This is a genomic window from Teichococcus coralli, from assembly GCF_009829925.1.
In the GTDB taxonomy this organism is placed as follows: domain Bacteria; phylum Pseudomonadota; class Alphaproteobacteria; order Acetobacterales; family Acetobacteraceae; genus Pseudoroseomonas; species Pseudoroseomonas coralli.
Genome location: NZ_SNVJ01000004.1, coordinates 162,295 through 185,800 on the forward strand (window position 1 = coordinate 162,295; position 23,506 = coordinate 185,800).

At 73.2% G+C, this 23,506-nt stretch carries 24 protein-coding genes; 16 read left to right on the forward strand and 8 right to left on the reverse strand.

What is annotated here, in order from left to right; genetic code table 11:
• The first annotated feature begins 53 nt into the window (after positions 1 to 53).
• From E0493_RS06385 to E0493_RS06435, 11 genes are all read left to right on the forward strand, one after another.
• Complete coding sequence (locus E0493_RS06385) at positions 54 to 1,373, forward strand: RsmB/NOP family class I SAM-dependent RNA methyltransferase (protein ID WP_160936097.1); 1,320 nt, start codon at positions 54 to 56, stop codon at positions 1,371 to 1,373.
• A 172-nt stretch (positions 1,374 to 1,545) separates the two neighbouring features.
• Entirely contained in the window at positions 1,546 to 2,208 is a 663-nt protein-coding gene (gene rpe, locus E0493_RS06390; protein ID WP_160936098.1) for a ribulose-phosphate 3-epimerase, read from the forward strand.
• Positions 2,208 to 3,851 (forward strand): heparinase II/III family protein, encoded by a 1,644-nt coding sequence (locus E0493_RS06395; protein WP_202396949.1) that lies wholly within the window; start codon positions 2,208 to 2,210, stop codon positions 3,849 to 3,851. The genes rpe and E0493_RS06395 overlap by 1 nt, the downstream gene beginning before the upstream one ends.
• Before the next feature lie 147 nt (positions 3,852 to 3,998).
• Entirely contained in the window at positions 3,999 to 5,108 is a 1,110-nt protein-coding gene (locus tag E0493_RS06400) for a glycosyltransferase family 4 protein (protein ID WP_160936099.1), read from the forward strand.
• A 251-nt stretch (positions 5,109 to 5,359) separates the two neighbouring features.
• Positions 5,360 to 5,944 carry a dTDP-4-dehydrorhamnose 3,5-epimerase gene (gene rfbC / locus E0493_RS06405; protein ID WP_160936100.1) on the forward strand — a complete coding sequence of 195 codons (585 nt, stop codon included), beginning with the start codon at positions 5,360 to 5,362 and terminating at the stop codon, positions 5,942 to 5,944.
• A gap of 61 nt (positions 5,945 to 6,005) precedes the next feature.
• Entirely contained in the window at positions 6,006 to 7,061 is a 1,056-nt protein-coding gene (gene rfbB / locus E0493_RS06410) for a dTDP-glucose 4,6-dehydratase (RefSeq protein ID WP_160936230.1), read from the forward strand.
• Between the two features lie 5 nt (positions 7,062 to 7,066).
• A complete protein-coding gene (gene rfbA, locus E0493_RS06415) occupies positions 7,067 to 7,945 on the forward strand; it encodes a glucose-1-phosphate thymidylyltransferase RfbA (protein WP_202396951.1) in 879 nt (292 codons plus the stop codon).
• 14 nt (positions 7,946 to 7,959) lie between these two features.
• On the forward strand, positions 7,960 to 8,844 hold the full coding sequence (gene rfbD / locus E0493_RS06420) for a dTDP-4-dehydrorhamnose reductase (RefSeq protein ID WP_160936102.1): 885 nt from the start codon (positions 7,960 to 7,962) through the stop codon (positions 8,842 to 8,844).
• Between the two features lie 181 nt (positions 8,845 to 9,025).
• Positions 9,026 to 10,867: a transglycosylase domain-containing protein gene (locus tag E0493_RS06425; protein ID WP_160936103.1), complete on the forward strand. Its 1,842-nt coding sequence runs from the start codon at positions 9,026 to 9,028 to the stop codon at positions 10,865 to 10,867.
• Complete coding sequence (locus E0493_RS06430; RefSeq protein ID WP_160936104.1) at positions 10,864 to 11,391, forward strand: hybrid sensor histidine kinase/response regulator; 528 nt, start codon at positions 10,864 to 10,866, stop codon at positions 11,389 to 11,391. Before E0493_RS06425 ends, E0493_RS06430 begins: the two co-directional genes overlap by 4 nt.
• A gap of 249 nt (positions 11,392 to 11,640) precedes the next feature.
• The gene (locus E0493_RS06435; RefSeq protein WP_160936105.1) at positions 11,641 to 12,402 is read left to right on the forward strand and encodes a trypsin-like serine peptidase; all 762 of its coding nucleotides are present in this window, start codon (positions 11,641 to 11,643) and stop codon (positions 12,400 to 12,402) included.
• A gap of 115 nt (positions 12,403 to 12,517) precedes the next feature.
• Here the strand turns inward: E0493_RS06435 and E0493_RS06440 are convergent, their stop codons facing one another.
• The 3 genes from E0493_RS06440 to E0493_RS06450 all read right to left on the reverse strand — a co-directional run bounded on the left by E0493_RS06440 (position 12,518) and on the right by E0493_RS06450 (position 14,488).
• Positions 12,518 to 13,675: an MFS transporter gene (locus E0493_RS06440; RefSeq protein ID WP_160936106.1), complete on the reverse strand. Its 1,158-nt coding sequence runs from the start codon at positions 13,673 to 13,675 to the stop codon at positions 12,518 to 12,520.
• Between the two features lie 206 nt (positions 13,676 to 13,881).
• The gene (locus E0493_RS06445; protein ID WP_160936107.1) at positions 13,882 to 14,091 is read right to left on the reverse strand and encodes a hypothetical protein; all 210 of its coding nucleotides are present in this window, start codon (positions 14,089 to 14,091) and stop codon (positions 13,882 to 13,884) included.
• A 190-nt stretch (positions 14,092 to 14,281) separates the two neighbouring features.
• Complete coding sequence (locus E0493_RS06450) at positions 14,282 to 14,488, reverse strand: hypothetical protein (protein WP_160936108.1); 207 nt, start codon at positions 14,486 to 14,488, stop codon at positions 14,282 to 14,284.
• A 214-nt stretch (positions 14,489 to 14,702) separates the two neighbouring features.
• Between E0493_RS06450 and E0493_RS06455 the strand changes: the two genes are divergently transcribed.
• Entirely contained in the window at positions 14,703 to 15,605 is a 903-nt protein-coding gene (locus E0493_RS06455; RefSeq protein ID WP_160936109.1) for a YihY/virulence factor BrkB family protein, read from the forward strand.
• Positions 15,606 to 15,672: 67 nt separating this feature from the next.
• Here the strand turns inward: E0493_RS06455 and E0493_RS06460 are convergent, their stop codons facing one another.
• A complete protein-coding gene (locus E0493_RS06460; RefSeq protein WP_160936110.1) occupies positions 15,673 to 16,017 on the reverse strand; it encodes a nuclear transport factor 2-like protein in 345 nt (114 codons plus the stop codon).
• Between the two features lie 155 nt (positions 16,018 to 16,172).
• The gene (locus E0493_RS06465) at positions 16,173 to 17,732 is read right to left on the reverse strand and encodes an FAD-dependent oxidoreductase (RefSeq protein ID WP_160936111.1); all 1,560 of its coding nucleotides are present in this window, start codon (positions 17,730 to 17,732) and stop codon (positions 16,173 to 16,175) included.
• A 134-nt stretch (positions 17,733 to 17,866) separates the two neighbouring features.
• Between E0493_RS06465 and E0493_RS06470 the strand changes: the two genes are divergently transcribed.
• Positions 17,867 to 18,184: a hypothetical protein gene (locus E0493_RS06470; protein ID WP_160936112.1), complete on the forward strand. Its 318-nt coding sequence runs from the start codon at positions 17,867 to 17,869 to the stop codon at positions 18,182 to 18,184.
• 88 nt (positions 18,185 to 18,272) lie between these two features.
• Positions 18,273 to 18,830, forward strand: coding sequence for a 3-keto-disaccharide hydrolase (locus E0493_RS06475; protein WP_160936113.1), 558 nt, complete (start codon positions 18,273 to 18,275; stop codon positions 18,828 to 18,830).
• Positions 18,831 to 18,873: 43 nt separating this feature from the next.
• Here E0493_RS06475 and E0493_RS06480 read toward each other — a convergent pair whose 3' ends face one another.
• The 3 genes from E0493_RS06480 to tsaE all read right to left on the reverse strand — a co-directional run bounded on the left by E0493_RS06480 (position 18,874) and on the right by tsaE (position 21,174).
• A complete protein-coding gene (locus E0493_RS06480) occupies positions 18,874 to 19,599 on the reverse strand; it encodes a nucleotidyltransferase family protein (RefSeq protein ID WP_367614462.1) in 726 nt (241 codons plus the stop codon).
• Entirely contained in the window at positions 19,596 to 20,651 is a 1,056-nt protein-coding gene (locus tag E0493_RS06485) for an aminoglycoside phosphotransferase family protein (protein ID WP_160936114.1), read from the reverse strand. The genes E0493_RS06480 and E0493_RS06485 overlap by 4 nt, the downstream gene beginning before the upstream one ends.
• Before the next feature lie 61 nt (positions 20,652 to 20,712).
• Positions 20,713 to 21,174: a tRNA (adenosine(37)-N6)-threonylcarbamoyltransferase complex ATPase subunit type 1 TsaE gene (tsaE, locus tag E0493_RS06490; RefSeq protein WP_160936115.1), complete on the reverse strand. Its 462-nt coding sequence runs from the start codon at positions 21,172 to 21,174 to the stop codon at positions 20,713 to 20,715.
• Between the two features lie 127 nt (positions 21,175 to 21,301).
• Between tsaE and E0493_RS06495 the strand changes: the two genes are divergently transcribed.
• Positions 21,302 to 22,318: an SDR family oxidoreductase gene (locus E0493_RS06495; protein ID WP_160936116.1), complete on the forward strand. Its 1,017-nt coding sequence runs from the start codon at positions 21,302 to 21,304 to the stop codon at positions 22,316 to 22,318.
• 94 nt (positions 22,319 to 22,412) lie between these two features.
• Positions 22,413 to 23,480, forward strand: coding sequence for an NAD(P)/FAD-dependent oxidoreductase (locus E0493_RS06500; RefSeq protein WP_160936117.1), 1,068 nt, complete (start codon positions 22,413 to 22,415; stop codon positions 23,478 to 23,480).
• Positions 23,481 to 23,506 lie beyond the last annotated feature (26 nt).

Here is a 23,506-nt window from a genome sequence, read left to right on the forward strand (position 1 = left end):
GGGAACACGTGGCCCTCGACATCGCCGCACCTTCCGGCCCATAGCACCTCGCGATGAAGCCGCCCGCCCGCCGCCCCCGCCCCGACGCTGCCCGTCCCGACGCTTTCCGTCCCGACGCTGCCCGCGCCGCGCCGCCGCGCCCGCGCAATCCCACCCGCAGTGCCGCGCTGGCGCTGCTGAACGCCGTGCTGCTGCGGCACCGCGGCCTGGAGGAGGCGCTGGACAGCCTTCCGCCGGCCGAGGCGCGGGACCGCGCCGCCGCCCACCGCATCGCCGCCGCCGTGCTGCGCCGGCTGGGCAGCCTGGACGCGGTGCTGGAGCCGCTGCTGCGCCGCGAGCCGCCGCCCGAGGTGCGCCAGGCCCTGCGCATCGGCGCCGCCGAGCTGCTGCTGCTGGAGACGCCGCCGCATGCCGCCGTGGCCAGCGCGGTGGACCTGGTGCCGCGACCCTTCGCCGGGCTGGTGAACGCCGTGCTGCGCCGGGTGGCCGCGCAGGGTCCGGCCGCGCTGGAGGAACTGGACGGCGAACGCCTGGACACGCCGGGCTGGCTCTGGTCCGCCTGGCATGCCGCCTATGGCCCGGCGGTGCGTGCCATCGCCCGCGCGCACCGCGTCCCGGCGCCGCTCGACCTTTCCCTGCTGCCCGGCACCGCGCCGCCCGCCGGGGCGGAGCGCCTGCCCACCGGCACCGCGCGCCTGCCGGCCGGGACGCGCATCACCGAGCTGCCGGAATTCGCCGCCGGGCAGGCCTGGGCGCAGGATGCCGCCGCCGCCCTGCCGGCCCGGCTGCTCGCCGCCGTGCCCGGAATGGCGGTCGCCGACCTGTGCGCCGCGCCGGGCGGCAAGACGGCCCAGCTCGCCGCCACCGGCGCCCGCGTGGTGGCGGTGGAGCGCGACGGCAACCGCATGGGGCGGCTGCGCGAGAACCTCCTCCGCCTGAAGCTGGAGGCCGAGCTGGTGCAGGCCGATGCCGCCGCGTGGAACCCCGGCACGCGCTTCGACGCCGTGCTGCTGGACGCACCCTGCAGCGCCACCGGCACCATCCGCCGCCACCCCGACGTGCCGCACCTGAAGCGCCCGGGCGACATCCCCACCCTGGCGGGGTTGCAGCGCCGGCTGCTGGAGAACGCCGCGCGGCTGCTGGCGCCGGGGGGACGGCTGGTCTTCGCCACCTGCTCGCTGCAGCGCGAAGAAGGGGAAGCGCAGGCCATGGCCGGCATTCCCGGGCTGGTGCCCGACCCCGTCCGGCCGGAGGAAGTGCCCGGGCTCGAGGCGGCGCTCTCGCCCGAGGGCTGGCTGCGGACCCGGCCCGACCTGTGGGCGGAGCAGGGCGGCATGGACGGGTTCTTCATGGCACGCTTCCGCGCGGCCTGACGCCGCAGCCAGGGCGCCACGAGATCGCCGTTCTGTGAAGGCCGGAGCCCTTCCGCCGGCGAAGCCGGTTCGGGACAACGCCGCTTCTTGCGGGCAGGCGCCGAAGGTAAACCCCTGGACTTCTTCCTCTCGCGCCTTGTCCCCTTCCGGCCCTGAAGGCATAACGTTTCCTGTGACACGCCCGGTGAAAATCGCCCCGTCCCTGCTGGCCGCCGATTTCGCGCGGCTTGGCGAGGAAGTTGCCGCCATCGAAGCCGCCGGCGCCGACTGGCTGCACCTCGACATCATGGACGGGCATTTCGTGCCCAACATCAGCTATGGCCCCGCCGTGCTGAAGGCGTTGCGCCAGCACACGCGCATGCCCTTCGACGTGCACCTGATGATCGCGCCGGCCGATCCCTACCTGCCCGCCTTCGCGGAGGCGGGGGCGCAGCGCATCAGCCTGCACCCGGAGGCGGGCCCGCACCTGCACCGCTCGCTGCAGAGCATCCGGGCGCTGGGCTGCTCGCCCGGCGTGGTGCTCAACCCGGCGACGCCGCTTTCCGCCATCGAGCATGTGATGGACATGCTGGACCTGATCCTGGTGATGACGGTGAACCCCGGCTTCGGCGGCCAGGGCTTCATCGAGAGCCAGCTGCCGAAGATCGCCACGCTGCGCCGGATGATCGACGCCACCGGGCGGGAGATCGCCCTGCAGGTGGATGGCGGGGTGACGGCCAGGACGGCGCCGCGCTGCATCGAGGCGGGGGCCGACGTGCTGGTGGCCGGCACCGCCGTGTTCGGCGCGCCGGATTATGCCGCCGCCATCGCCGCCCTGCGGGGGGACAGCGCCTGATGTCGGATTGGCTGCGCGGCGCCCGCCGCATGGTGGCTGGGCTCAAGCCGGTGAAGGTGCCCGACGCACCCGCCCGTGCCTTCCGGGACCTCTGGCCGGGCGACGCCACCCGCGGCCATCGCCTGTTGCGCGGCGAGTGCGAGGTGGGGGGCACCGTCCGCCCGCTGACCACGGCCGAGGAGGGTGGCCAGGGCTGGGGCGAAGGCGCCGGCTCACCGACCTGGCGTTCCGCCGTGCACGGCTTCGCCTGGCTGCGCGACCTGCGGGCGCTGGGCACCGATGGGGCCCGGCTGCGCGCGCGTGACCTCGCCGCCGACTGGCTGGAGCGCGGTTCCGCCGAGCCGATCGCCGCGGCGCCGGAGGTGACGGGCGCGCGCCTTTCGGCCTGGCTCGGTCACTGGGACTTCCTGGCGGCCACCGCCGAGGACGCCTTCCGCCACGCGCTGATGGTGCGGATGGCGCAGGACGCGCGCGGGCTGGTGGCCTCGCTGCCGGCGGAAAGCCGCCACCGTGGCGCGCTGGCGGCGTTGAAGGGCGCGCTCGCCGCCTCGATCGCGCTGGGCGACGAGGGCTGGATCTCCCGCTGCCTCCGCGTGCTGCCGCAGGAGATCGAGCGGCAGATCCTGCCCGATGGCGCGCATGTCGAGCGCAGCCCCGGCCAGCTCCTGCTGGCGGTACAGGACCTCATCGAGATCCGCAACCTGATCCATGGCGCCGGGCTGGAGGCGCCGCCGCACCTCGCCCTGGCGCTGGACCGCGCCGCGCCGGCGCTGCGGCTGTTTCGCCATGGCGACGGCGGCCTGGCGCTGTTCAACGGCACGCGGGACGAGGGCGCGGCGCTCGTGGACCTGGTGCTGACGCAGGGCCAGGCGCGCGGCCGGGCGCCGCTGATCCTGGCCGAGGCGGGCTTCCAGCGGCTGCAGGCCGGCCGCACCCTGGTGATCGTCGACTGCGGCCCGCCGCCGGAGGGCAGGGTGTCGCCCGGCCCCTCCGGCCTGTCGCGCCAGGCCGACCGCTTCCACCATGCCGGCACGCTCTCCTTCGAGATGTCGGTCGGGCGGGACCGGCTGATCGTGAACTGCGGCGCCGTCACCGCGGCCGAGGGAGCCTGGCGCGACGCGCTGCGCGCCACCGCCGCGCATTCCACCCTGACGCTGGCCGACACCAACAGCAGCGAACTGCGCGAGGAGGGCCTCGGCCGCCGCCCCGAGACGGTGGAGGCCGAGCGGCAGGAGGCCAATGGCGCGCAGTGGCTGGATGCCAGCCATGACGGATACCGCCGCGGCTTCGGCGCGGTGCACCGCCGCCGCCTCTACCTCTCCGAGTCGGGCGACGACCTGCGCGGCGAGGACGCGGTGGATGGCGAGAACCTGCCCGGCTATGCCGTGCGCTTCCACCTGCACCCCGGCGTGGTGGCCAGCCTGCAGGAGGAGGACAACGCGGTGCTGCTGCGCCTGCCCTCCGGGGCGAGCTGGCGGCTGCGCGCGAGCCGGGCGAAGCTTGGCGTCGAGGAAAGCGTGTTCATGGCCGGCGAGCCGCGCCGCACCTCCCAGGTGGTGCTGACCGCCGAGGCGGGCACGCCCTCGGTGCAATGGGCGCTGAGCCGGGTGAACCTGCCGAACCCGGTCAAGGGAGAAGACTGAAGGGCGGAGGGGGGAAGGAATTCGCCCCCGACCCCTCCTTCTTTTCGCCGCTCTGGCGCCGCGCGGGCCGCAGGTGCCGGAAACGCGACGAAAAAAGATGGAGGGCCCGGGGGAATTCATTCCCCACGGCCTTTCTCTGGTCGCCGGATGAAGATCGCCGAGGTTTGCAACGTCGATTTCGCGCTGCGCCATTTCGTGCTGCCGCTGATGCGGGGCGCGCGGGCGCGCGGACATGAGGTGGTGGGCCTTTGCGCGGAGGGGCCGCTGCTCGACCTTCCCCGCGCCGAGGGTTTCCGCATCATCCCCGTGCCGATGGCGCGCAGCCTGAACCCGGTCGCCCAGGCGCGTGCCTTCCGCGCGCTGGTGGAGGTGTTCCGCGCGGAGAAGTTCGACCTCGTGCACGCGCATATGCCGATTTCTGGCCTGCTGGCGCGGGCGGCGGCCAGGGCCACGGGCGTGCCCCGCATCGCCTATACCGGGCATGGCTTCCTGTTCAACCAGCCCGGCCCATCCTGGCGGCGGGGCCTGTCGTTCGGCCTGGAGTGGCTTGGTGGCCGCGCGACCGACGTGTTCCTGACCGTCAGCGAGGAGGAGGCGGCGGATGCGCGGCGCCTCGGGATCGCGCGCGGGGCAGTGGGCATCGGCAATGGGCGCGACCCGGCGCGCTTCCAACCCGACCCGGCGGCGCGTGCCGCCCTGCGCGCCGAGCTGGGCGCCGGCGAGGCGGATTGCGTGGTGGTGATCGTCTCGCGGCTGGTGCGCCACAAGGGCCATCCCGAGCTGCTGCGGGCGATGGAGCAGGTGCCGGGCGCCACGCTCTGGGTGGTGGGCGAGCGCCTGCCCACCGACCACGGCCCCGACATGGCGGAGGATTTCGCGCGCGCCGGGCGGTTGCTCGGCCCGCGCCTGAAGCGTCTCGGCTATCGCGAGGACGTGGCCCGCATCCTGGCGGCGGCGGATGTGTTCTGCCTGCCCAGCCATTTCGAGGGGCTGCCGATGTCGGTGATCGAGGCGATGCTGACCGGCCTGCCGGTGGTGGCGACCGATACCCGTGGCCCGCGCGAGCAGGTGCGGGATGGCGAGACCGGCTTCCTGGTGCCGCCCGGCGCGGTGGCGCCGCTGGCGGCCGCCCTCGGCCGCCTGGCCGGCGACCCCGCCATGCGCGCCCGCATGGGCGCGGCCGGCCGCGCCCATGCGCTGGAGCGGTTCGACGAGGCCCGGGTGGTCGGGCGGACGCTGGACCTGCTGGGCCTCTAGCGGCTTGCCGCCCCGCGCGCTGGCCCGGCAGGGGGCTTTGCGTCTATAGGACCGCGCCATGATTGCCCCTGCCTTCGTGCCGGCCATGGCCGCGGCCTGTTCCGCTGCCGCCACGCCTGCGCGGGGTTCCGGCCGGGCTGCCTTCATCCGGCCATGCTGATTGCCTATCGGCCCCGCACGGTCGGTTCTTCTTCTTTCGACACCTGGTGCCCGCGGCGGCTTTCGTCCGCGGGAGAGAGGCGAGCATCACGATGAGTTCCAACCCTGTGCAACTGATCCGCCCCCGGCGTTTCGGTGATGACCGCGGATGGTTTGTCGAGTCCTGGAACCGCGACCGCTTCGCGGCGCTCGGCATCCGTTGCGAGTTCGTGCAGGACAACCACTCGATGTCCGCCGCGGTGGGGACGCTGCGCGGCCTGCACTTCCAGCGCCCCCCTCATGCGCAGGCCAAGCTGGTGCGCTGCCTGCGCGGGCGCATCTTCGATGTCGCCGTGGACCTGCGGAAGGGCTCGCCCACCTACGGCCACTGGGTGGGCGCCACGCTGACCGGCGAGGGCGGCGAGCAGCTCTTCGTGCCGGTGGGGTTCGCGCATGGCTTCGTGACGCTCGAGCCGGGAAGCGAGGTCGCCTACAAGACCTCCGCCGCCTATGCGCCGGACTGCGATGCCGGCATCCGCTGGGATGATCCGACGATCGGGGTGGAGTGGCCGCTGCCGGCCCATGGGCCGACCCTCTCCGCCAAGGACCAGCGGCAGCCCGCGCTGGCCGGCTTCGATACCCCCTTTGCCTATGACGGCCGGCCGCTTCAACCGCTCGGCGAAGCCCTGGTTCCCTGATAAAGTTCCCCATCGCCTTGCCTGCTCGCAGAAGGATGGCCTGTCCTTGCAATCCCGCTCGCTGAATGTCCTGGTCACCGGCGGCGCCGGCTTCATCGGCTCCGCCCTGGTCCGCCGCCTGGTGGCCGAGGGACGGCACCAGGTGCTCACCCTGGACAAGCTGACCTATGCGGGGACGCTGACCTCGCTCGCGCCGGTCGCGGAGGCGCCGAACCACCGCTTCGTGCGGGGCGACATCGCCGATGTCGCGCTGCTGGAGCCGCTGTTCGCCGAGTTCGACCCGGACGTGGTGGTGCACCTCGCCGCCGAGAGCCATGTGGACCGCTCGATCGACGGGCCCGGCGCCTTCATCCAGACCAACCTGGTCGGCACCTTCACCCTGCTGCAGGCGGCGCTGCGCCACTGGCGCGGGCTGGCGGAGCCGCGCAAGGCGGCCTTCCGCTTCCACCACGTCTCCACCGACGAGGTGTATGGCTCGCTCGGCGCCGAGGGGCTGTTCACCGAGACCACGCCCTACGACCCGCGCTCGCCCTATTCGGCCAGCAAGGCGGGCTCCGACCATCTGGTCAGCGCCTGGCACCACACCTACGGCCTGCCCACGCTGATCACCAACTGCTCGAACAACTACGGCCCCTACCACTTCCCGGAGAAGCTGATCCCGCTGGTCACGCTCAAGGCGCTGCATGGCGAGCCGCTGCCGGTCTACGGCAAGGGCGAGAACGTGCGCGACTGGCTCTTCGTCGAGGACCACGCGCGCGCGCTGCAGACGGTGTTCGAGCGCGGCACGCCGGGCGAGACCTACAATGTCGGCGGCAATGCCGAGCGGCAGAACATCGCGGTGGTCCGGCAGATCTGCGCCGTGCTCGACCGCCTGCGCCCGCGCGAGGACGGCCGCTCCCACGCCGAGCAGATCCGCTTCGTCACCGACCGGCCCGGCCATGACCTGCGCTACGCGATCGACGCCACCAAGCTGCGCGACACGCTCGGCTGGCAGCCGCGGGAGAGCTTCGAGAGCGGGCTGGAGAAGACCATCCGCTGGTATCTCGACAACGAGGCCTGGTGGCGGCCGCTGCTGGAGCGCAGCGATGCCGGCGAGCGGCTCGGGCTGAAGGGCTGAAGGGGATGGCGATGAAGGGCATCGTGCTCGCCGGCGGCTCCGGCACCCGCCTCCATCCGGCGACGCTGGCGGTCAACAAGCAGCTGCTGCCGGTCTACGACAAGCCGATGATCTACTATCCGATCTCGGTGCTGATGCTGGCCGGCATCCGCGAGATCCTGGTGATCTCCTCGCCCGAGTTCCTCGACTCCTACCAGCGCCTGCTGGGCGACGGCAGCCACTACGGCGTTTCCTTCAGCTACGCGGTGCAGCCGAAGCCGGAGGGGCTGGCGCAGGCCTTCATCATCGGCCGCGACTTCGTCGGCGACGAGCGCGTCGCACTGGTGCTGGGCGACAACATCTTCTACGGCGCGCACCTTTCGGACATGCTGCGGCAGGCCACCGAGCGCGAGACGGGCGCGACGATCTTCGCCTACTACGTCGAGGATCCGGAGCGCTACGGCGTGGTGGAGTTCGATGCCCGGGGCCGCGCGCTGTCGATCGTCGAGAAGCCGCCGCAGCCGCGCTCGCACTGGGCGGTGACGGGACTCTACTTCTACGACAACACGGTGCTCGACGTCGCCGCCGCGGTGCAGCCCTCGGCGCGCGGCGAGCTGGAGATCACCGACGTCAACCGGCACTACCTGGAGGCCGGCACGCTGCATGTCGAGCAGATGGGGCGCGGCTATGCCTGGCTCGACACCGGCACGCATGATTCGCTGCTCGATGCCGGCGAGTTCGTGCGCACCCTGCAGCAGCGCCAGGGCCTGCCGATCGCCTGCCTGGAGGAGATCGCCTTCCTCAACGGCTTCATCGATGCCGGGCAGCTGCGGGCGCGCGGCAAGCTCTTCGCCAAGACCGGCTACGGCCAGCGCCTGCTGCGCCTGGCCGACGGCGCCGCCTGAAAGGACCCCGGCCCATGCGCATCCTGGTCGCCGGCCGCACCGGCCAGCTCGCCCTCGAACTCGCCGACCGCCTGCCGCGCGACGGCCATGCCGTCACCGCGCTGGAGGCGCCGGAGCTTGACCTGACCCAGCCCGACAGCCTCGACCGGGTGGTGCGCGAGGTGGCGCCGGAGGCGATCATCAACGCCGCCGCCTACACGGCGGTGGACCGCGCGGAGGACCAGCCGGATGTGGCGGAGGCGATCAACGCCACCGGCGCCGGGCTGCTCGCCGCGGCGGCGGCCGAGCGTGGCCTCCCCTTCGTGCATGTCTCCACCGACTACGTCTTCGACGGCCGCAAGGGCAGCCCCTATGCGGAAACTGACCCGCCCTCGCCGATCGGCGTCTATGGCCGCACCAAGCTGGCGGGGGAGCGCGCGGTGACGGCCGCCAACCCGCGCTCGGTGGTGCTTCGCACGGCCTGGGTCTGCAGCCCGCACAGCAACAACTTCCTCAGGACGATGCTGCGGCTTGGGGCGGAGCGCGAGAGCCTGTCGGTGGTGGCCGACCAGCACGGCGCGCCCACCTTCGCCGCCGACCTCGCCGACGCCATCGCCCGCATGCTGCCGCGCCTCCAGGCGGCGCCGGCCGGCAGCGAGGCCTTCGGGGTGTTCCACCTTACCGGCCAGCCCTGGACCACCTGGCACGGCTTCGCGGCGGAGATCTTCCGGCAGGCCGCAGCACGGGGCCATCGGGTGCCGCAGCTCAAGGCGATCGCCACCAGCGAGTACCCGACGCGCGCGCAGCGCCCGGCCGACGGGCGGCTGGATTGCCGCCGCATCGCCGCCATCCACGGCATCCAGCCGGCCGACTGGCGGGACTCCCTGGCGCGCTGCCTGGATGTGCTGAGCCGCGGCTGAAAAGGCCAGGGGAAGGAATTCCCCCGAACCCCCATCGTCTTTCCGCCGGCTTGGCGCGCTGCCTGCCGCCGAGGCTCCACAGGAGAAAGAGCAGCGGGAAAGTTCCGTTTCTCGGGTTTCCTGTCGTGATGGTTGCGGATCCTTTGCCGCCGTGCGCGCATCTCGTGGTAAGGCCATGCGCATGCCTCGTTCCCCGGTGCGCGCCAGCCAGGCCGCGCCGCTCACCTCCAGCCGCACCGGCCCGGCCCGGGTGACCGCCCCGAAGGCGCCGCGCCGGCTGTTCGGCCGGCTGCTGCACGGGGTGCTGCTGCTCGGGATCTGGGGCAGCGTTGCGCTTGCCGTGCTGCTGCTCTGGTTCGCCTGGGACCTGCCACGCCCCGGGGATGCGCTGCTCGCGACGCGCCGCCCGTCGGTGACGCTGGAAACCTCGGACGGCCATCTGCTCGCCACCAGCGGCGACCTTTATGGCGAGCGGGTGCGCCTTTCCGAGCTGCCGCCCTACCTGCCGGGCGCGCTGATCGCGGTGGAGGACCGGCGCTTCCGCGCGCATTTCGGCGTGGACCCGGTCGGCCTGCTGCGCGCGGCGGTGAGCAACCTGCGCGCCGGCGGGGTGGTGCAGGGCGGCTCCACGCTGACGCAGCAGCTCGCCAAGAACCTGTTCCTGACGCCCGAGCGCAGCCTGCGCCGAAAGGTGCAGGAGGCGTTGCTGGCGCTCTGGCTGGAGCACCACTTCAGCAAGGACCAGTTGCTGGAGATCTACCTCAACCGGGTTTATCTCGGCAGCGGCGCCTATGGCGTCGATGCGGCGGCGCGGCTCTATTTCGGGGTGCCGGCGAAGCGCGTCACGCTCTGGCAGGCGGCGGTGCTGGCCGGGCTGCCCAAGGCGCCCTCCCGCCTCAACCCGCGCGCCGCGCCCGAGGCGGCGATGCGGCGCGCCGCGGACGTGCTGGCGGCAATGGCCGATGTGGGCCTGATCACGCCGCAGCGCGCCACGCTGGAGGCCGAGCGAATGGCGCTGCCGCCACGGCCCAGCGGCGATGCCGGCTGGTTCGCCGAATGGGTGCAGGGCGACCTGGCGGAGGATTACCCCACCGCCATCGGGGCGGACCTGACGCTGCGCACCACCCTCGACCGCAAGGCGCAGGCGGCGGTGGAGCACCGGCTGGAGGCGCTGCTCGCCGGGCCGGGTGCCGCGGCGCATGTCGGGCAGGGCGCGGTGGTGGTGCTGGACGCGCGGGATGGGGCGGTGCGGGCCATGGCCGGCGGCCGCTCCTACCGCCAGAGCCCCTTCAACCGCGCCACCATGGCGCGGCGGCAGCCGGGCTCGGCCTTCAAGCCATTCGTCTGGCTGGCCGCGCTGGAGAAGGGCGCCAGCCCCGGCGACGCGGTGTCCGACGCGCCGCTGACGCTCGGCCGCTGGTCGCCCGGAAACGGGCATTGGCGCTCGCGCGGCGCCATCACGCTGCAGGAGGCGCTGGCGCACAGCGTCAACACCGCCGCCGTGCGCCTGCTGCTGCAGGCCGGCGGACCCGAACCGGTGGCGAAGGTGGCGCGGCGCCTCGGCGTGCAGGGCCGCTTCACCAGGGATGCCTCGCTGGCGCTGGGCACGGCGGAGGTGACGCTGCTGGACCTCACGGCCGGCTATGCACCCTTCGCCAATGGCGGCTTCCGCGTTATGCCCTATGGCGTCGCGCGCGCCGAGTCGGCCGAGCGCCTGCTGGCCGTGCCGCGTACCGCGCCGCAGCGGGTGATTCCGGCGGGGGAGGCCGCGGCGATGCGCCAGATGCTGGCGGCGGTGGTACAGGGCGGCACCGGCCGTGCCGCCGCCGTGCCGGGCCGCGCCGTCGGCGGCAAGACCGGCACCACGCAGGATTCCCGCGATGCCTGGTTCGTCGGCATCGCCGAGCCCCTGGTCATCGGAGTCTGGCTGGGCAATGACGACGCCAGCCCGATGGACGAAGTCAGTGGCGGCACGTTGCCGGCACGGTTGTTCCACGAGATCCTGGAGGACCTTTCGCCTTGACCGACGCGCCCGACAGGATGGCTGGCCTCGCCAGGCCGATGCAGCACGCGGTGAACAACCTGATCATGGTGCTGAACGCGAACCTCGACTCGGTGGCCGCCAGCCTGCCCGCGGAGGACCGCAGCACGTTGCGGGTGAAGCGTGCCCTGCAGGGCGCGAAGGACCTGGAGGCGCTGCTGCGCGCCTATCTCCGGCTGGGCCGTCCGGCGGAACAGAGCCCGGTGGACTCCGGCCGCTTCCTGGAGGCGGTGCGGCCGGTGCTGGCCCTCGCGGTGGGCAAGCCGCTCAAGGTGGAGGTGCTCTCCACCACCACCATCACCCCGCCGCGGCCGGAAGTGGATCTCGCGCTGCTGGACCTGATCGTCGGTGCCCGCGACATGCCGCCCGGCACGCCCCGCCTGACGCTGGACGGCGACATCATCACCGTGAACTGGGCGCCGCCCGAAGGCGCGGAGGACGTGCTGAAGGCCGCCGGCCTCGCCGTCACGGTGGAGGCGGAAGCGACGCGGGTGGCGCTGGGCTGAGGAGGCTTTCCTCCGCCTCAGCGCCGCCCGGAGCCGCGCATGTAGTGGCGCTCGGGGCGGTATTGCTCGCCCCGCAGCCAGCGCCAGAAGCGGCGCAGGGTTCGACGGCCGCATGCTGGCAGGGCATGCAGGGGAGGCATCTTGGATTTCGGCATCGTGGACTGGGTTCTGCTGTGAGAAGCCTTTTCTTCTCCGACAATACTTAATGCATCATTAATGCGACACGGCCAGTGGCTCAGAAGAGGCAGAATGCGGGTATTCTCGGCGTTGTGTCTTGCCGTGCTGGTGGTGGCGGTCGCGTGCGCCGCTGCCCCAGCGCGCGCGCAGCCGCTGCGCCTGCCGGGCCTCGGCGCCAGCGACCCGCGGCAGGCGGTGGAGGGCGGGGCTGCGCCCTGGAGCGCGCCGGGACGGGTGCAGACCGAGCTGGGCGGCCGCTGCACCGGGGCGCTGATCGGCCCGCGCACGGTGTTGACGGCGGCGCACTGCCTGGTGGCGCCGCGCACCGGCCGCCTGGTGCAGCCGCGATCCGTGCATTTCCTGCGGGGCTACCATCTCGGCCGCTGGGAAGCGGCGGGCCGGGCGGCTGCTCTGCGGACCGGTCCCGGCTTCGACCCCGCCCGTCGCGGACCGCCCGAGGCCGACTGGGCGCTGCTGACGCTCGACGGGGACGTGGCGGGCGGCGTGCGTCCGCTTCCCCTGCGGCGCGCGCTGCCGCCGCCGGGCACGCCGCTGATGCTGGGCGGCTACCAGCAGGACCGTCCGGAGCTGATCCTCGCCGACCGCGAATGCCACCTGCTGGGCCTGGTTCGCCACGGCGCGGCGCCGCTGTTCGTGCATGACTGCGCGGGAACCCGTGGTGCCAGCGGCGCGCCCGTGCTGGCGCAGGACGCGGCAGGGGCGTGGTCCGTCATCGGCATCGCCGTGGCCGGCGCGAAGGGGGCTGCGAGAGGGCTGGCCCTTCCTGTTTCGGCCGTGGCCGCGGAGCCGTCGCGGAAAGGTGGGAGGGAATGAATCCCCTCCCAAGCGCCCATCTTCTCCGGGTTCCCGCGCGGGCGGCCCGCGGGCGCGAAACCGGCAGAAGGGGAATGGGGGTTCGGGAAATCCCTCCCCCGACCTGGTCCAGGCCTCAGGCGGAGACCGGCAGCGGCGCCGAGACGCGGCGCTGCCGCACGCAGAGATAGAGCACCGCCACCCCCAGCATTCCCGGCAGGACGGCGAGCGAGGGCGTCATGGCCAGCCAGGCCACCGCCGCGGCGGCGAGGCAGCCCGAGGCCGCCCCCACATCCCAGCCCGCCTCGGTGGCGAAGTGGAAGCGGTAGGCGGCGCCGGACTGCTTGGCACGGTCGTAGACCACGCTCATCAGCACCGGCATGTAGAGGCTCATGATGGCGGCGCCGGTGGCATTGGCCATGGCGGCTGCGAGGGGCGACCAGCCCGCGCCCGCACGCAGCAGGAAGCCGGCGCCGAGCGCCACGCAGGCGCCGGCGAGATAGCGCTCGCGCTGGCCGCGGTCGATGGCCCGGCCACACAGCACGCCCGCAACCGCACCCGCCAGGCCGGCCACCGCATTGGCCAGCCCGAAGGCCTCATAGCGGGCGCCGAGCGCGGCGAAGAGCACCATCGGCCAGGCCAGCAACAGGCCGGAGGCGATCCAGCCATCGGCCGCAAAGGCGGCGAGGCCGAGCCGGTCCATGCCACGCATCGACTCGCGCAGGGCAGGAACCGGGCCGGCCGGCAGTTCCGCCATGTGCAGGAAAGGGGGAATGGAAAGCAGCGCCAGCAGCCCGGCGATGGCGAAGTCGGCGGCGGGCCCGGCATGCTCCAGCAGCAGCCCGCCGGCCAGCGGGCCGAGCACGCCGATCACCGCGGCAATGGCGGTGCGCAGGCCAAGCTCCCGCCCGCGGCGGCTGGCTTCGCCGGTGACGGCCATGGCGGCGTGATAGACCGGCCAGTATAGCGACTCGGCCGCCGCCACGATCGCCACCCAAGCGGCGAACCAGAAGGGCGTGTCGGCATTCAGCAGCGGCACGAACTGGGCGGCGCCCAGAAGCACGCCGCCTGTCAGCGCCCCCTTGAAGCCGAAGCGGCGGGTGATGCCCAGCGCGACGAAGCGCAGGCCGAAGCGCAGCATGAGCAACCCGGCATAGGAGGCCAGCGCCGCAGGCAGGCTGAAGCCGAGCTTGAGGAGATAGGCGCCCACGAACCCCCCCGCGAGCGTGGCCGCAAGGTGGAACAGGCTGAAATGCAGGGTCAGCAGGCGAAACTGGGCGGAGCCGGGAGGCATGGCGGGTCCTGGAGGATGGGAGCGTGCCGGATCAGCATCTCGCCTGTCGGGAGATGATGATCAAGAAGCTGCGAGCAGGAGCCTCATCTTCTTGGGCCGGCGTTGCTGCGGTGCCGCATGACGGTCCTGTGGCGTCTGCTCCGACGGGCGAAAAGCCGTTCCGGCAAGGGGTCCCGCGGCGCCTGCCGCAAGGCCTGCGGCGCGGTTCACCGGTGGCGGCCCCGCTCCAGGATCTCGAGCGTGTATTCGCGGTAGGTCATGCCGTTGGCCTCGGCACGCTCCAGCCGGCGCAGGGCGATCTCGCGGGGCGGCGTCTTCCAGGCGCGCTTGTGCGCGCGGCGCCAGCACCAGGCGTGCCAGGAAGGGTCCGGCTCAGGATCGAGCGCCGGGCCGCCGTTATGGCCGATTCCGCTCATGCGCTGCGACGCCGGCGGGCCGGGCAGGAGGTGTGCCGGGAGGGCATCATGGAGGCGGGCCTCCCATCCAGGGGCTCGTGGTGGTGCGCATTATGCGCCAAGCCAGATGGGTGCCAAATCAAAACGGCCGGGCCGGAGGTCGCCCCCGCCCGGCCGCCGCGCTTGCGCGGACCCAGGGTCCGCCGGGCTTTCAGGAGCGGTTGTCGCGCCGCGCCTCGGCTCCGTTGCGGCCGTTCAGCTCCAGCGCCTCGTCGAGGCCGGCGATCATGCGCTGCAAGCCCGGAAGCCGTGCCCTGGCGGAAGAATCATGCGTCTTGCCCAGGGTCCCGGCGATGTGGGTGCGGCGTGCCGCATAGGCTTGCTGCCGCAGGACGCGCAGGTTGTCGGTCGCGGTCATGATGATTCCCTCCGTTTCGGCATCTGTCGTGCCGGTTTTGATGATTCGCCTCCGCCGGGGGCAAGACAAGGCGTGCGCCGCCCGCATTGCCGCCCGGACAGGCTGAAAGCACGGAAACTCCCGGCTTCTTGAGGGGTTGGCGGCCTGTGGCGGGAGCATGGCCAAGGCATCGGGGGAGTGTGCCGCCTGCTCCGCCCCGGCGGAGGAGCAGCGCATGGCCGACCCGCGACGCGAAACCCGCGAGGCGCCCTGGCGGCATCCGTTTCGCGCCTTCATCGCCGAGGTGCTGAGCGACCATACGCAGACCGTTGCCGCGGCCCTCGCTTTCCACGCGATGTTCGGCGTGCTGCCCGCGCTGGCCGGCGCGGCGGCGCTGCTGAGCAAGGTGGCCGGCCCGGCGGTGCTGCGCGGCCCGGTGCAGGCCGGCGCGGAGCGGCTGCTGGGGGACAGGGCGGCGGTTTCCGTGCTGGTCGAGTTCGTGACGACGGTGCCGGAAGGCTTCGGCCTTGGCCTCGGGCTGGCGCTCAACCTGGTGGTGGCGCTCTGGGCCGCGCAGCGGGCCGCCAGCGGCCTGCTGACCGCGCTCAACATCGTCTATGACCAGACGGAGCGGCGCAGCTGGCTGCAGCGCGAGGGCATCGCCGTGGTCATCGCGCTGGTCGTCTTTCTGCTGCTGACCGTGGCCCTGCTGCTGCTCGCCCTGCCGCCGCTGCTGTCCGGGCATGTGGAGAGCAGCCTGCTGGGCATCGTCAGCCTCGCCCGCTGGCCGGCGCTGGTGCTGCTGTTCGCCCTGGCGGCCGGGGCGCTCTACACCTATGCGCCGAGCCGGGCGCGGCCGCAGCGGGACTGGGCCTCCTGGGGCACCGTCGCCGCCACGCTGCTCTGGGTGGTCGCCTCGATCGGCCTTTCCGTCTACGTCTCGCACGCGCAGAGCTTCGGCGTCTTCTACGGCTCGCTGGGGGGGGCCGTGGTGCTGATGCTGTGGTTCTACCTGACCGCCCTGGCGCTGCTGGCGGGCGCCGAGGTCAACGGGCTGCGCCTCGAATGGGCGGAACGCCGCCAGGACCCGGTGAAGCAGGCGCTGCACGACCGGGAGCGGCGGCCGGACGACGGCTGAGCGGGTGTCGCCCCGCAGGGCGGCGGGCTCTCGGGGAGGTTCCGCGCGACGGCCGCTCCCGGCCCCCTCAGGCGTCCCAGACCTGCACGTTGGTCTGCCGCTTGATCTTGCCCTCCAACAGTTCGGCCATGGCGGAGCAGAAGACCCGGGTCCCATCCGGATAGGCGCAGGCCTCGGTGAAGGCGAGATGGGAGTCGTCCGCCACGCCGGCGACCAGCTCGTGCTTCATGTCGCGGCGGCAGACCTCGTCGTAGTAGGCGCTGATCGCCGTGCGCCCGGAGATCGTTCGCGGGCTGCGCGGCGGGCTGTCCTTGCTCATGACGATGAGGGTGGCGTCGTCGGCGTAGAACTCCGAAAGGGCGCGGTTGTCGCGCCCTTCGAGTGCGCGCTTCAGGGTCTCGATGGCGAGCATGGGTATGGTCCTCCCGGTGCGGGCGCCCACCGCGGAGGCAGCCGGGCCGGTTTGCAGGGCGCGCCCTGCGGCCGACCTCTCTGGGGCCATGCCTCCCTGGGGAGTGTTCCCCCGTCACCGGGGCCGATCTTAGCAGCGCGCAGCCCGGGCGGCCGTCAACTTCCCCGGCGATCGGCCGCGCGGACCTGCGGCCGCATGCCGCCGGGCAGCCGCGCTTCCATCGCCGCCTCCTCCGCCAGGCATTCGAGGTCCCGGTCCACCGTGGCGACGGCCAGGTCGCGGCCCCCCTTGCGGTAGCGCAGCAGCGCCTTGCCCTCCTCCACGCGGCCCTCGGCAATGATCGCGTCCCATTCCTCCGCATGGCCGAGATAGTCGATGTTGAGGTCGTGGTAGTGCCGGTTCCAGAAAAAGGGCACGGCATCGAAGCGCCGCCGGCGGCCCAGCATGTTGAGCGCCGCCACCTGGCCCATCCGCCCGGCCACCACCCAGTGCTCGACGCGGATGCGCCCGCCGCTGTGCGGGTCGGGCCAGCGCGCCACGTCGCCGGCGGCGAAGATGCCGGGGGCGCTGGTCTGCAGGTGCGCGTCCACCAGGATGCCGTTCTCCACCGCGAGGCCGGCCGCCTCGGCGAGCGCCGTGCGCGGCCTCACCCCGGTGCCGAGCAGCACCAGGTCCGCCGCCACCGCCGTGCCGTCCTTCAGCCGCAGGCCGCCCGGCCCGATGGCGGCGACCTCCTGGCCGAGCCGGAAGGCGACGCCCTTCTCCTCGTGGAGCTGCCGCACCGCCTGGGCGAGCTGCGGCCCCAAGGTCTTCTCCAGCGGCCGCCTGTCCGGAGCGACAACCGTGACCGCCAGGCCGCGCTGGCGCAGCGCCGCCGCCACCTCCAGGGCGATGAAGCTGGCGCCCACCAGCACGGCGTGCCGCGCGCTCGCCGCCTGCCGGATGATCCGGCGGCTGTCGCGCCAGGAGCGCAGGGTGAGCACCTCCGGCGCCTCCGCGCCGGGGATGGGGGGGCGCACCGGCTCCGCGCCGGTGGCGATCAGCAGGCGATCGAAGGGCAGGCTCTCGCCGCCCTCCAGCTGGACCTGGCGCGCGGTGGCATCGATGCGGGTGACGGCCGCGCCGAGCCGCAGGGCGATGCCTTGATCGGCATAGAAGCGCTCGGGGAAGAGCGGCAGGTCCTGCTCTCCCGCCTCGCCGGACAGGAAGTCCTTCGACAGGCTGGGGCGGTCATAAGGCGGGTCGGCGTCGTCGCTGAGCAGGGTCAGGCTGCCGGCATAGCCCTCGCGCCGCAGCCGCTCCGCCGCGGCGAGGCCCGCCGCGCCGCCGCCGAGGATGAGAATGCGCCCCGGCGCGCCGAGCGGCGGCGGCCGGGCCGGCGCGGGCGCCGCCTTTTCGCGCACCACCAGGCGCGAACCATGCCGCTCGACCTTCCAGCGGGCGGCCGGGGCCAGGGCGGGCGCGCGCAGGGCCTCGCCGCTGCGCAGGCTGAAGCAGGCGTGGTGCCAGGGGCATCGCACCGTCTCGCCGACCATCAGCCCCTCGGCCAGCGGAGCGCCGTAATGCGTGCATTTCGCGCCGATGGCGAAGACCGACTCGCCGCGCCGCGCCAGCAGCACCATCTCCTCGCCGACGCGGCCGGCGAGCATGCCGCCATCCGGCAGCGCCGAGAGCGGAACGCCTTGCGTCAGATCCGGCTCCTTGGCCCTGGCCATCTGCGCTCCTCCGTCATGGGTCCACCGGAAGCCGGTGCGCCTCTGGAGCGGAACGGAAGAGCGCGGGCGGCGTTGCCAGGAAACGCCGGTGCGCAGGCTTTCCGCCGCCCGGCCGCGCAACACGGAGACCGACCATGCCTGAGCTGCGACTGCCTGACGAACTCCTGGAGGCGGCGCGCGGCGCCTTCGAGCGTGGCGCTGCCTCCGCGCCCCGGACGATGCCGCTGGAGCCGACGGCCATCGCGGCGGTGCGCGCCGCGCTGGAGCGGGCGCTTGAGGCCGGAGCGGGAAAGGGCCATGCCATCACGCTGGCGCCGGAGGAACTGGAGACCTTCAGGGCCTGCTTCCTGGCGGGCGGCGAACATGCCGCCGGGCTGCAGGAGGCGGAGTGGCGTGCCATCCTGGCCGCGACCGACGCGGCGGAGGGCATGCGCCGCCCCGACATCGCCTGACGGCGGCGGCGAGCGGATTTTCAGCCGGCCCGTCCGGCCTGCGGGGCGGGATGCCGCCGTGGCCACGCGTGAAGGAGATGCCCGGAACATGGAAGACTTCAGGCCGTTGCTGACCGCCGATCTCTCGGGCTGGCGCATGGCGGGGAAGGGCGGCTTCCGCTGGGCGGAGCCGGGGGTGCTGGAGAGCTTCGGCGGCTCCGGCCTGTTCTGGTTCGCCGATTCCGCCTTCGAGGATTTCATGCTCCGGGTGGAGTGGCGCATCCAGCGGCCGGACGACAATTCGGGCGTCTTCATCCGCTGCCCGCCGCTGCAGGACAGTCCCGGCCCGGCGATCGAGCGCGGCTACGAGATCCAGATCGACGACCGCGGCTACGACCCGCAGGCGAAGCGGCTGGACAGCCCGCTGCACCTGACCGGCGCGATCTACCGGCTGGCGCCGGCCAGCGGGCACCTCTCGCATCCCTGCGGCGAGTGGAACGCGTTCGTCATCCGCGCCCAGCGGGACAGCCTGGCGGTCTGGCTGAACGGCACGGCCGTGGCGCATCTTTCCCCGGCGACGCGGGAGCCGCGCGGGCACATCGCCCTGCAGAGCCACCACGAGGGCTCGGCGGTGCAGTTCCGCCGCCTGGAGGTGATGCCCCTCTGACGGCGGCGGGCGAGGTCCGATAGAGGGCAGCGCCCCCTGGCGCTCAGAACAGCGGCCGCGTCAGCCCGGTGGCGAGCGCCGCCTCGGCCCGCCGCAGGTCCACGGGCGTGGAGAGGTGGAACCAGGCGCCGTCATGCACCAGCCCGAAGAGCCGCCCGCCCTCGATGGCGCGGTTCCAGAGCAGGTTCATGCTGAAGGAGCCTTCCGGCGCGCCCTCGAAGAGCCGCGGATGCACCACCTGCAGCCCGGCGTAGAAGTAGGGCGCGATCTCGCGCTCCTTGGGGCGGCGGACGCGGCCGAGCGGGTCGAGCAGGAAGTCGCCGCGGCCGACCTCGCCTTCCACCGCGGTGGCGCGCACCACCAGCAGCAGCGCGTCCATCGCCGCCTCGTCGAAGCGGCCGGCCAGGCGCTCGATGGTGGGCGTGGGGCCGTCCAGCCAATAGGCGTCGCCGTTCACCACCAGGAAAGGGGCGGGGCCGAGATGCGGCAGGGCGTCGCGCACGCCGCCGCCGGTCTCCTGCACCGGCTCCTCGCGCAGCACCGCGGGCGGGCTGGGGCGCGCCTTGCAGACCGCCTCCACCTGCTCCGGGAACCAGTGGGCGTTCACCACCACCTGGCCGATGCCGACGGCGTCGATCCGGTCCAGCGCATGGTCGAGCAGGCTGCGCCCGGCCAGGGGCAGTAGGGGCTTGGGCTTCGCCTCGGTCAGCGGCCGCATGCGGGTGCCCAGGCCGGCGGCCAGCACCATGGCGGAGTTCAGGGTGGTCACGCGGCGTCGTCCTTGGTGGGGCTGGCAGGGGCAGGGGCAGGGGCAGGGGCAGAAGCAGGGGCGGGGTTGCGCCGCAGGGCGGCGGGCACGTGGCGGTCGAGAAAGGCGGCGAGCGGGGCGGCGGCGGGGTGGCGCAGCGCCTCCGCCAGCAGCGCCCAGCAGCGCGGGCCGTGGCGGAGGTAGTGCGGCTTGCCGTCGCGCCGGTCCAGCCGCACCCAGAGGGCGGCCACGCGCAGGTGGCGCTGCGCCGCCATCGCCGCCATGGCGGCGCGGAAGGCGGCCGGGTCCAGCCCCGGCCGGGCGGCGAGATAGGCGGCGAGGGCGGCCGCGCGCACCTCCGGGGCCACGTCGCGCCGGGCATCCTCCGTCAGGCTGACCATGTCATAGGCGGGGTGGCCAAGGGCGGCATCCTGGAAGTCGAGAATGCCGACCCGGCGCGGGCCCTGGCGGTCCGGCAGGTGCATCAGGTTGGCCGGGAAGTAGTCGCGGTGCACCAGGCAGCCGGCGCCGGCGTAAGGGGCGAGCATGGCGTGCATCGTGTCCATGAACTCGGCCCGCAGGGGCTCGGCGGGGGCGGCGCCGAAGGCGGCGGGCCACCACCAGTCCAGAAAGGTCTGCGCCACCGTGGCGGCCATGCGCGGCGCCTCCCACCGCGGCAGGCCGGGCGGCGGCGGGGCGGCGTGCAGGGCGGCGAGCGCCTCGGCGGCCGCCTCGTAGAGCGGCTGCGGCGGGGCGCCGGCATCGAGCAGCATGGCGTGGGTCTCGCGGCCCAGGTCCTCCACCAGGAGCAGGCCGTTCGGCGCGTCCTCGGCCAGGATGGCGGGAGCGGAAAGGCCGATGCCGGCGATGTGCCGCGCCAGCTTCAGGAAGGGGAGCAGGTCCTCCTCCGGGGTCAGCCCGACCCTGGGCGCGTCGGTGCAGTCCATCAGCAGGGCGGGGCGCGGCCCGCCGGTCAGGCGGGTGTAGCGGCGGTGGCCGGCATCCTGGGGCAGCGGGGCGCGTGCCGCCGCCGCGTAGCCATGGGCCGCCAGAAAGGAGTCCGTGGGGGTCATGCTGCGGCCAGGAGGTGCCGCACGCGGCGGCGATTGCCAAGTGCGGAATGCGCGGGCCGCGTCAAAGTCCGGCCAGGGCCGCGAGGCGCGCATCCCAGCCCCGCAGCATGGCGTGGCGCGCCTCGCCCGCCGGGTCGGGGCGGAGGGCCAGGCGCAGCGCGTCGGGCGGGGCCAGCCAGCCCAGCCGGTCCGGCCATTCCACCAGCACGATGCCCTCGCGCGCTTCCTCCCAGCCCAGCTCCTCCAGCTCCTCCGGCCCGGCGAGGCGGTAAAGGTCGAAATGATGCGCCGGGCCGCGCGGCAGGTCGTAGCCCTGCACCAGGGTGAAGCTGGGGGAGGGCACTTCCAGCGCCGGGTTGCGGGCGGCGGCGCGCAGAAAGGCGCGGCAGAAGGCGGATTTCCCGGCGCCAAGCGGCCCCTCCAGCAGGATGGCGTCGCCCGGGCGCACCAAGGCGGCGGCGCGCGCGGCAAGCGCCTCGGTGGCGGCGAGGTCGGGCAGGAGGAGGTGCAGCGTCTCGGGCATGGGTGCGGGCCAATCTGCCTCCGGGCCGGCGGGGCTTTCAAGGCTGCGTTGGGCGGGCGGGCGGCGCTGAACCGTTGGCCGCCGCCGCTGTTCAGGTCGGGACACTCCAATCGAGAGGCATGACGCCATGACCGACGACACCTCCCCCTCCCGCCGCGACGTCTTCCGCGGCATGGCCGCCGGGGGAATCGCTTCAGGGATCGCCTCCATGGTCGCCGCTCCGGCCGTGGCGCAGGCGGTGCCGGGCCAGATCGGCGCGGCGCCGGTGCTGTCCAACCCGCAGGACCGCTTCCCCAAGCCGCCCTTCGAGATGCAGTCGCAACCCTGGCCGGCGCTGCAGTCGAAGATGACGCCGGTGCCGGATTGCGGCGAGCAGAGCTACAAGGGATCGGGCCGGCTCACCGGCCGCAAGGCGCTGATCACCGGCGGCGACTCCGGCATCGGCCGGGCGGCAGCCATTGCCTATGCGCGCGAGGGCGCGGACGTCACCATCAACTATTACCCTTCCGAGGAGCCGGATGCGCAGGATGTCGCGGACCTCATCCGCAAGGCCGGGCGCAAGGCGGTGCTGATCCCCGGCGACATCCGCGAGGAGAGCTTCTGCAAGAGCCTGGTGGAGCAGGCGGCGCGGCAGCTCGGCGGGCTCGACATCCTGGTCAGCAACGCGGCCTACCAGCACGCGCAGAAGTCCATCCTGGACATCTCCACCGAGCAGCTCGACCAGACCATGAAGACCAACGTCTATGCCATGTTCTGGATCGTGAAGGCGGCGCTGCCGCACATGCCGGCGGGCGCGGCGATCGTCTGCACCAGCTCGATCAACGCCCAGCGGCCCTCCGAGTCCATCCTCGACTACGCCTGCACCAAGGCAGCCATCGCGATCTTCGTGCGCGGCCTCGCCAAGCAGGTGATCGGGCAGGGCATCCGCGTGAACGGCGTGGCGCCGGGCCCGTTCTGGACGCCGCTGCAGGTCGGCGGCGGGCAGACCGCCGAGGGGCTGAAGCATTTCGGCGAACAGACGCCCATGGGGCGCCCCGGCCAGCCGGTGGAACTCGCCTCGGTCTATGTGGAGCTGGCGGCGGCCACCTCCAGCTACACCACGGGCCAGATCTATGGGGAAACCGGCGGCGTCGGCTGGCCCTGAGCCGCGCCGCCGGGGAAGGGGCGGCGGGCGCCCCTTTGCCGTCATGGGCCAAAGCCTCTATGCACGGCAGCCGGACGCGGAGGTACTGTTCCCCATGCTCGACCATTCCCCGGATCATGCCCCCCATCATTCTCCGGGGACGGCGCATGTCGCGGTGGAGGCTGACGTCGCCGTCATCGGCGCCGGCCCCACCGGCCTGTTCGCGGTGTTCGAATGCGGCATGCTGCGGATGAAATGCGTGGTGATCGACACGCTGGAGGCAATCGGCGGGCAGTGCGCCGCGCTTTATCCGGAGAAGCCGATCTACGACATCCCCGCCCATCCGGCGATCGCCGGCGGCGAGCTGATCGAGCGGCTGGAGGCGCAGGCGGCGCCGTTTGCGCCGGTCTACCTGCTCGGCCGACGGGTGGAGGCGCTGCAGGAGAAGGATGGCGGCCTGTTCGAGCTGCGCACCAGCAAGAACGAGATCGTGCGCGTCAGGGCGGTGATCCTGGCCGCCGGGGCCGGCGCCTTCGGCCCCAACCGCCCGCCGCTGAACGACCTGGCCGCCTTCGAGGCGACCGGGGCGGTGCGCTACATGGTGGCGCGGCGGGAGGAGTTCCGGAACAAGCGGGTGGTGATCGCCGGCGGCGGCGATTCGGCGGTGGACTGGGCGCTCAGCCTGAAGGACATCGCGGCGCGGGTGACGGTGGTGCATCGCCGCCCGAAGTTCCGCGCCGCGCCGGAAAGCGTGGCGCAGATGGAGGCCGCCGCCGGGCGCGGCGAGATCGAGCTGGCCATCCCCTACCAGCTGCACGGGCTGCGCGGCGGCCAGGGCGAGCTGGACCACGTGGTGCTGGCGACGCTGAAGGGCGAGGAGAAGGCGGTGCCGGCCGACCACCTGCTGGCCTTCTTCGGCCTCTCCATGGAACTCGGCCCGATCGCCGAATGGGGCCTGGGGCTGGAGCGCAGCCATGTGACGGTGGAGCCCGCCACCTGCGCGACCAACATCCCGGGCGTCCATGCCATTGGCGACATCGCCACCTACCCCGGCAAGCTGAAGCTGATCCTGCAGGGCTTCTCGGAGGCGGCGATGGCGGCGCATGCCATCCACCCCCGCATCTTCCCGGGCGAGGCGCTGCATTTCGAGTACAGCACGTCGAAGGGCGTGCCGCTGGGATGAGGACGGTTCCGGAGGGGGCGGCGCCT